The 14,815-nt window shown below is 50.9% G+C and carries 13 protein-coding genes; 9 read left to right on the top strand and 4 right to left on the bottom strand.

From position 1 onward, the window contains the following. The first annotated feature begins 143 nt into the window (after window positions 1–143). The 3 genes from CX651_RS05400 to CX651_RS05390 all read left to right on the top strand — a co-directional run bounded on the left by CX651_RS05400 (window position 144) and on the right by CX651_RS05390 (window position 2,254). Window positions 144–944, top strand: a complete 801-nt coding sequence (locus CX651_RS05400; protein WP_146225964.1) for a hypothetical protein — start codon at window positions 144–146, stop codon at window positions 942–944. 42 nt (window positions 945–986) lie between these two features. Then, window positions 987–1,790, top strand: a complete 804-nt coding sequence (gene rlmA, locus CX651_RS05395) for a 23S rRNA (guanine(745)-N(1))-methyltransferase (protein WP_101054367.1) — start codon at window positions 987–989, stop codon at window positions 1,788–1,790. A 254-nt stretch (window positions 1,791–2,044) separates the two neighbouring features. Continuing rightward, complete coding sequence (locus CX651_RS05390; protein WP_025009607.1) at window positions 2,045–2,254, top strand: cold-shock protein; 210 nt, start codon at window positions 2,045–2,047, stop codon at window positions 2,252–2,254. Between the two features lie 398 nt (window positions 2,255–2,652). Here the strand turns inward: CX651_RS05390 and CX651_RS05385 are convergent, their stop codons facing one another. Together CX651_RS05385 and CX651_RS05380 are read right to left on the bottom strand one after the other, a co-directional pair. After that, window positions 2,653–3,333 carry a hypothetical protein gene (locus tag CX651_RS05385; protein ID WP_146225963.1) on the bottom strand — a complete coding sequence of 227 codons (681 nt, stop codon included), beginning with the start codon at window positions 3,331–3,333 and terminating at the stop codon, window positions 2,653–2,655. A 129-nt stretch (window positions 3,334–3,462) separates the two neighbouring features. Beyond that, complete coding sequence (locus CX651_RS05380; RefSeq protein WP_101054361.1) at window positions 3,463–4,065, bottom strand: YybH family protein; 603 nt, start codon at window positions 4,063–4,065, stop codon at window positions 3,463–3,465. Between the two features lie 115 nt (window positions 4,066–4,180). Here CX651_RS05380 and smrA point away from each other — a divergent pair, with 115 nt between their 5' ends. The 3 genes from smrA (at window position 4,181) to CX651_RS05365 (ending at window position 7,817) form a co-directional block, all read left to right on the top strand. Next, the gene (gene smrA / locus CX651_RS05375) at window positions 4,181–4,771 is read left to right on the top strand and encodes a DNA endonuclease SmrA (RefSeq protein ID WP_101054358.1); all 591 of its coding nucleotides are present in this window, start codon (window positions 4,181–4,183) and stop codon (window positions 4,769–4,771) included. 111 nt (window positions 4,772–4,882) lie between these two features. After that, window positions 4,883–5,530: a TetR/AcrR family transcriptional regulator gene (locus tag CX651_RS05370; RefSeq protein ID WP_101054355.1), complete on the top strand. Its 648-nt coding sequence runs from the start codon at window positions 4,883–4,885 to the stop codon at window positions 5,528–5,530. A 10-nt stretch (window positions 5,531–5,540) separates the two neighbouring features. Continuing rightward, entirely contained in the window at window positions 5,541–7,817 is a 2,277-nt protein-coding gene (locus tag CX651_RS05365) for an acyl-CoA dehydrogenase (protein ID WP_101054352.1), read from the top strand. A 174-nt stretch (window positions 7,818–7,991) separates the two neighbouring features. Here the strand turns inward: CX651_RS05365 and pyk are convergent, their stop codons facing one another. Both pyk and CX651_RS05355 read right to left on the bottom strand, forming a co-directional pair. Then, window positions 7,992–9,431: a pyruvate kinase gene (gene pyk / locus CX651_RS05360; protein WP_101054350.1), complete on the bottom strand. Its 1,440-nt coding sequence runs from the start codon at window positions 9,429–9,431 to the stop codon at window positions 7,992–7,994. Between the two features lie 186 nt (window positions 9,432–9,617). Continuing rightward, complete coding sequence (locus CX651_RS05355; RefSeq protein ID WP_028781506.1) at window positions 9,618–10,472, bottom strand: MurR/RpiR family transcriptional regulator; 855 nt, start codon at window positions 10,470–10,472, stop codon at window positions 9,618–9,620. Between the two features lie 315 nt (window positions 10,473–10,787). Between CX651_RS05355 and zwf the strand changes: the two genes are divergently transcribed. The 3 genes from zwf to edd are packed head-to-tail and all read left to right on the top strand — an operon-like array spanning window position 10,788 to window position 14,810. Next, a complete protein-coding gene (gene zwf, locus CX651_RS05350; protein ID WP_025010246.1) occupies window positions 10,788–12,260 on the top strand; it encodes a glucose-6-phosphate dehydrogenase in 1,473 nt (490 codons plus the stop codon). A gap of 9 nt (window positions 12,261–12,269) precedes the next feature. After that, entirely contained in the window at window positions 12,270–12,974 is a 705-nt protein-coding gene (gene pgl, locus CX651_RS05345) for a 6-phosphogluconolactonase (protein ID WP_101054347.1), read from the top strand. Between the two features lie 9 nt (window positions 12,975–12,983). Next, the gene (gene edd / locus CX651_RS05340) at window positions 12,984–14,810 is read left to right on the top strand and encodes a phosphogluconate dehydratase (RefSeq protein ID WP_101054344.1); all 1,827 of its coding nucleotides are present in this window, start codon (window positions 12,984–12,986) and stop codon (window positions 14,808–14,810) included. The last annotated feature ends 5 nt before the right edge of the window (window positions 14,811–14,815 follow it).

Raw genomic sequence — 14,815 nt, 5'->3', positions numbered from 1 at the left:
TTTTTTCCGGGAATGGGATTTTGCCGGCATTATCGCTGGTATTTCGGTTAAAAGCCGCCCTTGGTGAATCGATGGCCTCTGGGTACAATATGTGCCTGCCGACAGGGACGACAAAGAGGTTCGGATGACCCTAAGGGATGCAGATGCATAGTCAGTTTTTCAGTTCGCCCACCATAGTCAATCTTTCTATGCCGACCAGGTTGTGCCTCAGCTTGCCGGAGAGTGTCAGTGATTTTGTGTTGTCGGAGGCTTTGCGTTCGCCACTGCTTGAGTGGGTAATGCTTGAAGGAGAAGACAAAGCTTCGCTGGGGCAGTTTATTTTGAGGCTGCAACCTTTTCTGACCAAACAATTGCTGCCTTTGGAATCCGTCAGGAAGGGTGGAGTGTCGCGCACCGCAGGTCAGGGCTTTAGACTCTACTGTGAAGTTGGGACCAGTACTTCAAGTTGTATTGCTGCTCTGAGGCAAGGAATATGTGTCGATTTTTGGCCAGGACAGACATTTCTCTGTTTGTTGCAAACCAGTAGATTCGAACTACTGCCTTTGGAACAAGATTTACGTTTGTCCCAGGAGGCAAGAGAGATCATTCTCGCCAAGGCCGCTTTAGCTGAACCTCAAGATTATCAGGCCAGCAGTGAAAAACTGGCGCTACAGCTCAATGAAGTCACCAGGGCAAGGATCCGGCTGGAAGCTTACCAGCAAGCGCTGAGAACTGAGTTACCCGAAGGCCTGCTCAATGAAGTATGGCATCTGCTTACCGGTCTGGCGCAGAAACGCCAATGGCTGCTGCGATGTTATAATCAGTCACTTGAACGTCCAAGTTACCGTTTGAGTGCCAACCAAGATATTGCTGAAGAAAAGCTCAGGCGTATGCTGGAGTGTTATGAGCAGTTGTCATCACCTGAGCTCAATGTCATGGTCAGGCAGTTGACCGACGAAGAGTAAAATCACCTGGGCACTTAGACCCAATTCTGATGGAAGTAATACATGTCTTATATTTGTCCCCTGTGCCGCAGCGAGTTGGTACAGGATGGAAAACAATGGCGTTGTAGCCAAAACCACAGCTTTGATAAAGCCAAAGAAGGTTATGTCAACTTGTTGCCTGTACAGAAGAAAAACTCTCGTGATCCCGGTGACAACAAGCAGATGATGCAGGCCAGGCGCAGTTTTTTAAATGCCGGCTATTATCAGGCTCTCAGCAACAGGGTTAACGAACTGGCGTTGGAATATGGTAAGACACAACCCGATATTTTGGATTTGGGTTGCGGTGAGGGCTACTACAGCCAACGTTTGCAACAAGCCATTGGTGGCGAACTCTATGGTTTGGATATTTCCAGAACTGCGATTCGCTACGCCGCCAAGGCACATCCACAGATGCGCTTTTGTGTAGCCAGCGCCTACGACATGCCTTTTGCCGATGCAACCTTTGATCTTATGTTGCGTATTTATGCACCATCAAAAGATCAGGAATTGGCACGGGTGTGTAAGCCCGGCGGCATTTTCATTTGTGTATCCCCAGGCCCAAGACATCACTTTCAGTTAAAAGAGATCATCTATAGTGAGCCAAGAGAGCATGAGCTGACCAAGGCAGAGCTACCAGGTTTTAGCTTGCTGCATGATGAGAGACTGCAGTGGCCGCTGGTTCTGCCGGCCGGACAGGTTTGCAATGATTTTCTGGAAATGACTCCCTACGCCTGGAAGCTCAGCGCTGAACAAAAGCACAGATTGCAGGCAGAAGGTTTGAGTTGTGAACTGGATTTCCACATTCAAATTTACCAACGTAATACATAAGAGCTAGAACTATAAGATAGGTTTCAACTTGTTACGGCAAATCCTAGAAATTTAAGTAAAAAAAACCTCAAGAGGGTCAATTAAGTTTGTTGACTTATCTACAGAATGATTTATAGTCTTCTTAGCTTGAAAGTTGGGCTTATTTTTATGTCTTCAATACGACCAGTTCGTCCTGTAAACATAAGTAATACCGGCATTTTCAGCTCCACCGCCGTTAAGGCTTAAAAGATAGTTTTATTTACAGGATTTATATCATGTCACAAGTAACTGGTGTAGTTAAGTGGTTCAACTCTGACAAAGGTTTCGGTTTCATCGAGCAAGAGTCTGGTCCAGACGTGTTTGTACACTTCCGCGCCATCAACTCTGACGGCTTCAAGACTCTGGACGAAGGTCAGAAAGTATCCTTCACTGTTACTCAGGGCCAAAAAGGTCCTCAAGCTGAAAACGTTTCTGTTATCGGCTAATCGCTTTTCGGGGTAACCCGAGCGATATAGTAATCAACCGCGCGAGCCTACACTACAAAAAGAAGTGTAAGGAAAGCGCGGTTTTTTTATATCCGCAGGCAATCGCTTCAACTTTACATTTTCCGTTATATCTTTCACTGAATTGTCAACCGCATGAATTTTGTGGGACACTCTCTCTTTCGCTATTCTTATATTGCTGTAAACCTTTGATACTCAGTTCTTAGGTGACTCTTTTCTCAAGAGCAACGCAGACGCTGGATTCGTTGTCGACACAGACGATAATTTGTTGCTGCTCCAATCGCTGATGATTTTGATAAAGCCTGGCATCAGATCTGCTTTGAGTACGTTATGGGCGTCATTGCTTTAAAAAGGCGTTGGTTAACTGTACCGGATTTCACTCAACTGATGACAAAAAGCATGACAACATTAAGTGTGAGCACACTGATTGCGAGTAAGGTGGCAAAACGGATAAGGCCTTCTGCTTTAGGGGAAGCTTGGAGCAGTGTTACTGGGTAGCCAAAGAAGATAGCAAGGTAAAGCAGGCTTCTTAAAGGATATGCCATACCCGAGAGATGGTACTCACGGCCGTTTTTCTGCTTAACTGTCGCGGCGTGAGCTCGTTTTCGCTCAAGCTGATGACTGTCATGATAGTCCACCCAGTGGAACACCAGACTTGCGATATCCTCTTTGGCAATAGCGATTGTTGTTCCTGTGAGATATTGAGGCAGGAAAATATGGGTTTGGTTTATCCTTATCTGCCGCTCGTCTTTGGCACTGCTTTTCACGCCTAACTGAGTCAGTATCCGGCTTTTACGTACCTGGATATATATTAAAAACCAGATGGCGCTGCAGGCAGGGAGCAGCAAATGACCCTTTCCCATAAATGATGCCAGCAGTGTGGCCAGCATTATAACGGGAACTAGGCTCAAAAGTAGCGGCAGCTCTTTTCTCCAGGGCAGAGCGAAAAAGCTCAAAGAGATGGGCAATGTGATTTCGCTCCCTAAATCCAGATTAGCGTATTTGCCGGTAAAGGTGCGATCGAACCATTTGTAATCGTTCAATAATTTGGATGGTGTCATCTGACTCATAATTCCTTTTACTTGTCGTGAACTTTAGCAAGAGAAGTGAACAAGGCAACTCGTCTTTGTTATTGCAACCAAAACGATAGCGCCCTTGTATCTACAGGGCACACGCTCAAGTACTGCCAATTACTTGGCATGAACTATTTCAATTTCAACATTGGATGGGAGATCGCTGGCAGGGGGCACAGGGGCAAATTGCTCGCCATAATACAGGTTAGGTTGGGGTTTAGCGTTGAAATAATGCTCAGGCTCGGCGCGGTTGCTGGTATCAACATCCACCAACCAGTTACCTTTTTTATCTTTGTGGCTGACTATAACGATTTTACCGGCAAACTCGCTCATGGGTTCTTCTGTGTCTTTCGGCGGGTGAAAACGCACCAGGTAATAGCCTATGTCGGTGGCGCTCTTGCCGTGCGTCTGACGTTGAACGACCCGAAAATCTACATCTATTCTGGCTTGTTTATGGCGGATGCGGTCAAAGAACTTTTGATACAGTTTGAGTACGTTTTCACGTCCCTGAACTATGGCAAGGCTTTGCTGTTCAGGAATATAAGTGGCATCCTCGGCGTATATGTTTTCCAGAGGGGCGGAGTTAAGTTCTTTAAATGCCCGGTTGAACATGACATAGACACGATTAAGGGCTGCTTGGTCTTTATCCTGTAATTCGGTAGCCTTGAGGGGCTGAAGCACAGAAATCAGGCAAACGAGCAATAGGGTTAAGAATTTCATTAAAATCATCTAAGCAGGCTCATCTGACCTCACTATAATAGAAGCCCTTTGGTAACAGAAGATTGATTTCTTTACAAAGTGTGTAAACCACGTCATAAGTTGGAGGAGTCGCATCATGAAAGCAGATGATCTGACACTTTTTATGCAAGAAATGGCCGATGTGGTGCCGCTCAAACAGCAACCTCAGGCAGTGACCAGAGCGAAACCTCTTTCCAGTGAGTCAAAACAGGCACGCAAAGCCGCCGCCGAAGCCCATGAGTATCTGCAGCGTCTGACCTTGGATTTAGCGCTGATCCCCAGAGTGAAACCCGATGATATGCTCAGTTACAAGCAGCAGGGGATCCAGGAGGCGGTATTCAAGAATTTACGTCTCGGCAAATACAAGATAGCCGCCGAGCTGGATATTCATGCCATGTCGGTGCGACAGGCCAGAGATTATCTGCTCGGTTTCATTCAGGCTCAAGTGGCTTTGGGCCACCGCTGCGTGCTGGTGATACATGGCAAAGGGCAGAATCGTAAGCCGTTTCCTGGGCTTATCAAGTCCTGTGTCAACTTCTGGTTGTCGCAGATAGATGAAGTGCAAGCGTTTCACAGCGCTCAGCGCGAACATGGCGGCTATGGCGCCCTCTATGTGATGTTGCCTAAATCAGCAGCGAAACGGCTTGAATCCCGCGAGACCAACCACAAAGGAGCGGGCTTTCGCTGAGCTGTCTGTGGCGGCAGATTATCTGCCTTGACCGTAGCCGAGATTTCGTTTGACATAAGTGTAACCAATGTTTAATTTAAACGAGTGTTTTAAATTAACTAAGGTCACGGAATGGCAAGTCGATCTGATACCAAGACAAGAATTCTCGATGCCGCGGAGAAGCTGTTTGCCGAGCGGGGGTTTTCAGAAACCTCCCTCAGGCTTATTACCAGCAAAGCAGAAGTGAATCTTGCATCTGTAAACTACCATTTTGGTTCAAAAAAAGAGCTCATCCGGGCGGTTTTGGCACGTTACCTGGATGTTTTTATGCCGTCGGCGTCAAACGCCATTAATGAGCTTATCGGCCGGGATAAACAGGCCTCTTTGGATGCTATTTTCTCCTCTTTGGTGGGGCCGTTGCTGGAACTTAACAAAGTTCGCAACGAAGGAACCAGTATTTTTCTGCAACTGCTTGGTCGTGGCTATATCGAAAGTCAGGGGCACTTGCGCTGGTTTATTACCACTCATTATGGCAAGCATCTGGATCAGTTTGTTCAGGCTGTGTCTGGCAGTGCACCTCACATTCCACCGGCAGAAATGTTCTGGCGCTTGCACTTTACCCTGGGAACCATAGTTTTCACCATGGCCTCGGCCGATGCGCTCAACGAGATAGCCGAAGCCGACTTTGGTGAACATAATGATATAGAGGCAGTGATCCGCAAGGTGATCCCTTACATGGCTGCCGGTGTGGCTGTGCCGTTGGTTTCTCAAGCAGAATAAAGGTCTGGTTATGAGCATTATCCTCTTAATAATAGTTGCCCTGATAGCGCTGTTCTTTGTGCGCAATATACGCCTGCAGTTTGTGACCCGGCCGGTATTGGCCTTCTTTCGCAAGGTGCTACCACCGCTTTCGGATACAGAGCGCGAAGCGATGGAGGCCGGTGATGTGTGGTGGGAAGCCGAGCTGTTTCGTGGGAAACCCAACTGGGAAAGCCTGCATGCCTATGGTAAACCGGCGCTGAGTGCCGATGAGAAAGATTTTATCGACCATCAGGTGATGACGGCGCTAAAAATGATTGATGACTATGACATAGTCAACAACCGCAAGGACTTACCGCCCGAGCTGTGGGAGTACTTCAAGAAAGAAGGCTTCTTCGCGCTGATCATCCCGAAAAAATACGGTGGCCGTGAGTTTTCTGCCTATGCCAACTCCACCATAGTCAGTAAGTTGGCGAGCCGCAGTGTCAGCGCCGCTGTGACTGTGATGGTACCCAACTCACTCGGTCCGGGTGAGCTGCTGACTCATTATGGTACCAAGGAGCAGAAAGAGCATTGGTTGCCGGCCTTGGCCAAAGGTGAAGAGATCCCTTGTTTTGCCCTGACCGGCCCCGAAGCCGGCTCGGATGCCGGTGCCATTCCCGATGAAGGGATAGTCTGCCGCGGTGAGTTCGAAGGCGAGGAAACTCTGGGGCTGAAGCTGAGCTGGAACAAGCGTTACATCACTCTGGCTCCAGTGGCCACTGTGCTGGGGCTGGCATTTCAGATGCGTGACCCAGACGGGCTGTTGGGTGACAAGGTTAACTTGGGGATCACCTGCGCCCTGATCCCAACCGATCATCCCGGCGTGAAAATTGGTCGTCGTCACAACCCGCTCAATATGGCCTTTATGAATGGTACCACTCAAGGGGAAGAGGTGTTTATTCCGCTGGATTGGATCATAGGTGGCCCACAATACGCCGGCCGCGGCTGGCGTATGCTGGTGGAGTGCCTCTCTGCCGGGCGTGGTATTTCACTGCCTGCGCTGGCGACGGCATCAGGGCATATGGCGACCAAGACTACAACCGCTTACAGCTATGTGCGTAAGCAGTTCGGCATGGCCATAGGTCAGTTTGAAGGGGTTCAGGAAGCGCTGGCAAGGATCATTGCCAACACCTATCAGCTGGAAGCGGCTCGTCGTCTGACAACCACAGGCATAGATCTCAAGGTTAAGCCATCTGTGGTGACCGCGATTGCCAAATATCACATGACAGAGCTTGGCCGTCAGGTGATGAACGATGCCATGGATATTCAGTCCGGCAAGGGGATTCAGATGGGGCCAAAAAATTATCTGGCTCATGGCTATATGGCCAACCCAATCTCCATCACAGTGGAAGGGGCCAACATCCTGACCCGTAGTTTGATGATCTTCGGTCAGGGCGCGACCCGCTGTCATCCTTATGTACTGGCCGAGATGGAAGCTGCCGGCATGGAAGACAACAGTGAAGCGCTGGAGCGTTTCGACTCCTTGCTGATGGGCCACATTGGTTATGCGCTGCGTAACGCCTTCGGCTCTTTGGGTAACGCCCTCAGCCGTAGCTATTTTGAGCGCTCACCCGTGAGTGGCGATACCCGCGACTATTACAAGCAGATGGCCCGTCTGTCCAAGGCGCTGGCGCTGGTGACCGACTTATCGATGCTTATCTTGGGCGGCGATCTCAAGCGCAAGGAGATGATTTCAGCCAGACTCGGTGACGTTCTCAGTCAGCTGTATCTGGGCTCGGCCACATTGAAACTGTTTGAAGACAATGGCCGCCAGTTTGACGACCTGCCGATAGTCAAACATGTGATGGATACCCGATTGCAACTGGCTGCCAAGGCGCTTGAGCAGGCGATAGCCAACTTCCCCAACCGTCCGGTTGCCTGGGTCATGCGTGTGCTGGTATTCCCACTGGGGAACCACTTCAACGGCCCGAAAGACAGTCAGTCCATTGAGCTGGTCAAGAGCATGCTTAAACCGGGTCCGGCCCGTGACAGGCTGACCTTCCTCTGTCCTGAGTTTGACGGCGACACCAGTGGTATTGCCGAGGTGGAAGCGGCATTCAAGGCTCAATATCAGTGCCGTGAACTGCACGGCAAACTGAGAAAGGCGCAAAAGGATGGTCGTTTGTCTGCCAAGCTGGCACCGCTATCTCTGTATCAGGCGGCATTGGACGCTGAGGTTATCAGTAAAGCCGAGTATGAGCAGTTGCTTGAGGCCGATAAACTGCGGTTGGCGGCAATCAATGTCGATGATTTTGAAACGCTGTAATTGAGATTGATTGGTATCTGAATTTCAGTTTGGTAAGCCTGTCCCAGGTGGGCTTAGCTCTGATGTAAACAAAATCACCAAGCCTGAAACAGAACCAAAGCAGCAGAAATAAAAAAGGTACGCCTCGGCGTACCTTTTCTGTTTTGTTATCAGCTTAGCGCTATTGGCAAGCCATTAGGCGACGATCAACACCTTGCAGGTATTGGTGCCACCTACGGTTTCCATGGCATCACCCTTGGTCATGAGCACCATGTCACCACTCTCCAGGTATCCCTTGGCCTTGAGGCTTTCAAGGGCTTTTTTCGCCAGTTCATCGGCGGCATAAACGGTGGAGTCAAACTCAACCGGATAGACACCTCGATACAGTGCCATCTTGGCCAAAGTGGGTTGATGACGGGCAAGGGCGAAGATAGGCAGCGCCGAGCTTATCCGTGACATCAACTTGGGCGTCGCCCCGGATTCTGTCAGGGCGATAATCGCCTTGACACCCTGCAAATGGTTGGCAGCATACATGGTAGACAGCGCTATGGTTTCTTCTATGGAGCTGAAGCTTTCATCCAGACGGTGCTTGGATACCCGCACACTGGGATGTGCTTCGGCGCCAAGACAAACCCTGGCCATGGCCTGAACCGTTTCTTCAGGATAATCCCCGGCGGCGGTCTCGGCCGAAAGCATTACGGCGTCTGTACCGTCGAGTACGGCGTTGGCCACGTCCATGACTTCGGCGCGGGTCGGCATAGGGCTGCTGATCATAGACTCCATCATCTGGGTTGCGGTGATCACCACCTTATTGAGCTGACGCGAGCGGCTGATCAGTTTTTTCTGCACGGCCACCAGAGCCGGATCGCCGATTTCTACCCCCAGGTCGCCGCGGGCAACCATGACGGCATCGGAGGCGAGGATTACATCGTCCATCGCTTCATCGGAAGCTACGGCTTCGGCGCGCTCTACCTTGGATACTATCAGGGCGTTGCTGCCGGCCTTTTGCGCCAGTTCGCGGGCATAGTTAAGATCGGCACCGCTGCGGGGGAAGGAAACGGCCAGGTAGTCCACCTGAATTTGTGCCGCAGTGATGATGTCCTGCTTGTCTTTATCTGTCAGTGCAGCAGCAGACAGACCACCGCCTTTCTTGTTGATCCCCTTGTTGTTGGACAGGGGACCGGCAACAGTCACGCTGGTATGTACCTTACGGCCTTCTACCTTTTCGACTTTCAGTTGTACCCGGCCATCGTCCAGCATCAGGATATCACCGACAACCACATCGTCCGGCAGTTCCTTGTAATCGATACCCACCTGGGTTTCGTCGCCTTCGCCTTTACCCAGCTCGGCATCCAGAATGAATGGCTGGCCAAGCTTGAGTTGGACTTTCTTATTGTCCTTGAAGGTGGAAACACGGATTTTCGGACCCTGGAGATCGCCGAGGATGGCAACGTGTACACCAAGCTCTTTCGCAATGCTGCGGGCTTGGCTGGCGCGTTTTAGGTGATCTTCTGGGGAACCGTGGGAGAAGTTGAGGCGAACAACGTTGGCACCTGCTGCTATGATACGACGCAGGTTATCATCACGATCTGTGGCTGGGCCCAGCGTGGTAACGATCTTGGTTCTGCGGAACATAATATACTCCGTTTAAGTTTTAAAAAATCTTACGCTATATTAACAGACATCGGCTCAATATGTAGGAAACTTACAGACAAAATGATCTAACTCAAAGTTTTATTTTTGTGAGTTACGGCTAATTTTAGGCGTGGCTTGGGCAGTTGCCAATTTTGGTAACTGCCCAGGTGCTTACGGGAAAGGGGATTACAGTGGTTCGCTCTTATCTATGCGGGATTCCTTCAAAACTTCCTTGACCCGCTTGAGACTTTCCCTGAAGCGTGGGCCCCGGCGCAGGGTAAACCCGGTCGCCAGCACATCAATAATCACCAACTGAGCCAAACGAGAGGCCATAGGCAGGTACATATCTGTGTCCTCCGGCACTTCCATGGTAACCGGCAGGGTACATTCCTGCGACAGCGGCGAGTGACGCGCGGTAATACCTATCACGGCAGCGCCGTTTTCTCTGGCCAATCTTGCTATATCGATCAAAGACTTGGTGCGGCCTGTGTGGGAAATCAGCACCACTACATCGCCTTCATCACTATTGATACAGCTCATGCGTTGCATCAACACATCATCGAAACATAAAACCGGTACATTAAAGCGGAAGAACTTGTTCTGGGCATCGTGTGCCACTGAGGCAGAGGCGCCAAGACCGAAGAAAGAGATCTTTTTCGCTTGAGTCAGTATGTCTACCGCCTTGTTGATGGCCGTGGTATCTATGCTCTGGCGTGCAGTATCCAGAGAAGCCATGGAAGATTCGAAGATCTTGGTGGTGTAAGACTCGGGTGTATCATCTTCCTCAACGTGACGACTGACGTAAGGGGTACCATTTGCGAGACTTTGGGCCAGATGTAATTTAAAATCCGGGAAACCTTTGGTATCCAAACGACGACAGAAGCGGTTGACTGTAGGCTCGCTGACATCCGCCATCTTGGCCAGAGTTGCTATGCTTGAATGAATAGCTGTCTGGGGTGATGCCAGGATAACTTCGGCTACTTTGCGTTCTGACTTGCTGAAATGGGGGAGGTTTTTTTGAACCTTTTCTAGGGTATTCATACGCGTACGTCCGCTGGGTTGAAATTATGTAATTTTATTATTTCTTTGAGGCCTGAGCACTACAAAGTAGGGTGCAAACCAATCTTGACGTAAGTCCTGTATATACCGGAATGAAAACAGGCTAACTTCCGAGATAAGAAGGTTTTAAGCAGGAAAAGCATACCAGATTATTGCCAAACCTGCCTAGACTGGCCTCAAGGCTTTATTTGCAAATTATAGATGCATTTAATAAATACTGTTGTTATATTACAACAAAAGTGTGGAATTCTTCATCGCATAGTGGAACCACCACCGACAAAAGGAGAGCATTAAGCAATGGGCAAAACAACATCAGAGGCCAAAGCTTGTGATTTTGTACTCTTTGGTACCAAGGGCGACTTGGCAAGGCGCAAATTGTTGCCTTCGCTCTACCAGCTGGATAAGGCCGGTCTGCTCAATCGGGACACCAAGGTCATAGGTGTTGCCAAAGATGAATTCTCTGCCGAAGATTTTCGCGAACTGGTTAAAACGGCTCTGAGCACCTTTGTTAAAGAACCCCTGTGCGACACCACGCTTTCCCGCTTCCTCGAACGTTGTCATTATGTCGGTACCAACTTTACCGAATCTGAAGGATACAAAGCCTTCCACCAACTGCTCGAACCTGCCAAGCGGGTGATGGTCAACTATTTTGCTACGCCTCCGGCTATTTTCGGTGATATCTGCCGTTGCCTGCATGAACAACAACTGATCCATCCCGATACCCGGGTGGTGCTGGAAAAGCCCATAGGCTCAGATCTGCAGTCATCCAGAGTGATCAATGACCAGGTTTCTGCCTACTTCAGTGAGAGTCAGGTCTATCGTATCGACCACTATCTGGGTAAAGAAACAGTACAGAACTTGATTGCTTTGCGTTTTGCCAACTCACTGTTTGCCTCCAAGTGGGATAACCGCACCATAGATCATGTACAGATCACTGTGGCCGAAGAGGTGGGTATTGAAGGACGCTGGGGTTATTTCGACAAAGCCGGCCAGATGCGCGACATGATCCAGAACCACTTATTGCAGGTGCTGACCTTGATTGCCATGGATCCTCCGGTGAATCTGGATGCCGATAGCATTCGTGATGAGAAGGTGAAGGTGCTCAAGTCGCTGCGTCCCATCAATCAGGACAATGTATTTGAAAACACTGTGCGCGGCCAGTATTCGGCCGGGTTCCTCAAAGGATCGCCGGTTCCCGGTTATCTGGAGGAAGAGGGCGCCAACGTGGATTCCAACACAGAAACCTTTGTCGCCTTGCGTGTCGATATCGACAATTGGCGCTGGGCCGGGGTGCCTTTCTATCTGCGCAGCGGTAAACGTATGCCGTTCAAGAGTTCTGAAATTGTCATCTATTTCAAGAATCCACCCCATAACCTGTATCGTTCAAGCCATCGCAATCTGCCGCCCAATAAGTTGACCATACGTTTGCAACCGCATGAAGGGGTGGAGATCCAGATGATGAATAAGGTGCCCGGGCTTGAGCAGAAACAGCGACTGCAAACCACCAAGCTGGATTTGAGCTTCTCCGACACCTTCAAGAACGAACGTATCGCCGATGCTTATGAACGTTTGTTGCTTGAAGCTATGCTGGGTAATCAGGCATTGTTTGTACGCCGCGACGAAGTGGAGCAGGCTTGGACTTGGGTCGATGGCATTATTCAGTCCTGGGAGATGAGCAACGAAAAACCCAAGCCTTATCCTGCCGGTACCTGGGGGCCTGTGGCCTCAGTGGCCTTGATCACCAAAGACGGTCGCTCCTGGGATGAATAAGGAGACAGCATGATTAAAGAAACTGTATTCAAGTCTTTCGACAACCCCACTGCGCTGGAGGCCCAGTTGGCCGAACGTATTGCCGGCGCGTTGCAAAACGCGATAGATAACCGCGGCAAGGCCAGTCTGGTGGTTTCCGGTGGCTCGACGCCGCTGAAACTGTTTGCTGAGCTCAGCCATAAAATGATCGACTGGAGCGATGTTTACATAACGCTCGCCGACGAGCGCTGGGTGGATGCCGAAGACAAGGACTCCAACGAGCGCCTGGTGCGCGAGCATCTACTGCAAAATCGCGCCGCCAGCGCCAAGTTCCGCGGCCTGAAGAATATGTTTGCCACTCCTGAAGCGGGCTTGAGTATGGCCACAGAGCAGTTGGCCAACTTCCCGAGGCCTTTCGATGTGGTGGTGTTGGGAATGGGTAATGATGGCCATACCTGCTCTTGGTTTCCCTGCGCCCCTGAAGAACAACTGACCGAGGCGCTGGAAACCGATGCACTGCTGTGCGCTGTGCATCCGGGCAATGCGCCTCACGCCAGGATCAGCCTGAGCCGTAAAGCCGTGCTCGGCAGCCGCCAGATTTATCTGCATCTGGTCGGCGAAACCAAACTTTCCGTATATCACCAAGCTCTCGAGAGTGACGATCCCAGGGAAATGCCGATCCGCGCCGTGTTGGCGCAGCATAAGACCCCGGTCGATGTGTTCTGGAGCGCTTAAGGAGGCAAGATGCACCCAAGAGTTCAAGCCGTAACAGACAGGATTATTGCCCGCAGCCAAGATCACAGGGGTAAGTACCTGGCGGCATTGGCCGAAGCCAGAGCCAAGGGCGTGCACCGCAGCAGCTTGAGCTGCGGCAATCTGGCCCATGGGTTTGCTGCATGTCAGCCGGCCGATAAAGACAGCCTGCGCCAGCTGACCAAGGCTAATATAGGCATAGTGACAGCATTCAATGACATGCTTTCGGCGCACCAACCTTACGAACACTATCCTGAATTATTGAAACAGGCCTGCAATGAAGTGGGCAGCGTTGCCCAGGTGGCAGGCGGTGTACCGGCCATGTGTGACGGTGTCACCCAAGGCCAACCTGGGATGGAGCTCAGCTTGCTGAGCCGTGAAGTGATTGCCATGGCTACCGCTGTTGGTCTGTCCCACAATATGTTTGATGGTGCCCTGCTGCTGGGTATTTGTGACAAGATAGTCCCTGGGCTACTGATTGGCGCCCTGAGCTTTGGTCATCTGCCCATGTTGTTTGTGCCGGCGGGACCGATGAAATCCGGGATCCCCAATAAGGAAAAAGCCCGTATTCGCCAGCAGTTTGCTGAAGGAAAGGTCGATAGAACCGCCTTGCTCGAAGCCGAATCTAAGTCCTATCACAGCGCGGGTACCTGTACCTTCTACGGTACGGCCAACAGCAACCAGTTGATGCTGGAAGTCATGGGGCTGCAGTTACCCGGCTCCTCATTTGTCAATCCGGACGACCCTTTGCGTGAGGCGCTCAATAAGGCGGCCGCCAAACAGGTGTGCCGTCTGACTGAACTTGGCAACCAATACAGCCCGATAGGTGAACTGGTTTGTGAAAAGTCGATAGTCAACGGCATAGTGGCTCTGCTCGCCACCGGTGGCTCGACCAATCTCACCATGCACATAGTGGCGGCGGCCCGGGCGGCAGGCATCATAGTCAACTGGGACGATTTCTCTGAACTGTCGGATGTGGTGCCGCTGCTGGCCAGGGTATATCCCAACGGTCATGCCGACATCAACCATTTTCATGCTGCCGGGGGGATGGCTTATCTGGTGCGGCAGTTGCTGGATGCTGGTTTACTACATCAAGACGTCAACACAGTGGCTGGCTTTGGTCTTGAGCGTTACACCAAGGAGCCCAAGTTACTTAATGGCGAGCTCAGTTGGGTGGATGGCCCGACCGAGAGTCTGGACAGCGAAGTGCTGACCTCAGTGGCCAAGCCGTTTCAGAGCAACGGCGGTCTTAAACTGCTAAAGGGCAATCTGGGCCGGGCGGTTATTAAGGTTTCTGCGGTTCAGGAGCAACATAGAGTGGTGGAAGCTCCGGCTGTGGTTATCGACGATCAGAACCAGCTCAATGAGCTTTTTACCAGTGGTCAACTGGATAAGGACTGCGTGGTGGTGGTCAAGGGGCAAGGTCCCAAGGCCAACGGTATGCCTGAGCTGCATAAGCTGACGCCTATTCTCGGGACCTTGCAGGACAGGGGCTTTAAAGTTGCCCTGGTGACCGATGGCCGTATGTCAGGAGCCTCAGGCAAGGTGCCTGCGGCCATCCATCTGACGCCGGAAGCGCTCGATGGCGGTATGATAGCCAAGGTGCACAGCGGTGATTTGGTGCGGGTCGATGCCGAAAAGGGCGAACTCAGGCTGCTGGTCGATGAGCAGCAACTGGTCGCAAGAAGTGCCGATAAAGTGGAATTGAGAAGTGTGCGTTACGGCATGGGTCGTGAGCTGTTCAGTGCGCTGCGGGCCAATCTCAGCAGTCCTGAAACCGGTGCTCGCAGTACCAGTGCCATAGATGACTATTACTAATCATT

It is taken from the genome of Shewanella chilikensis, assembly GCF_002836945.1.
Lineage (GTDB): Bacteria > Pseudomonadota > Gammaproteobacteria > Enterobacterales > Shewanellaceae > Shewanella > Shewanella chilikensis.
This window is presented reverse-complemented; position numbering and strand designations above follow the sequence as displayed.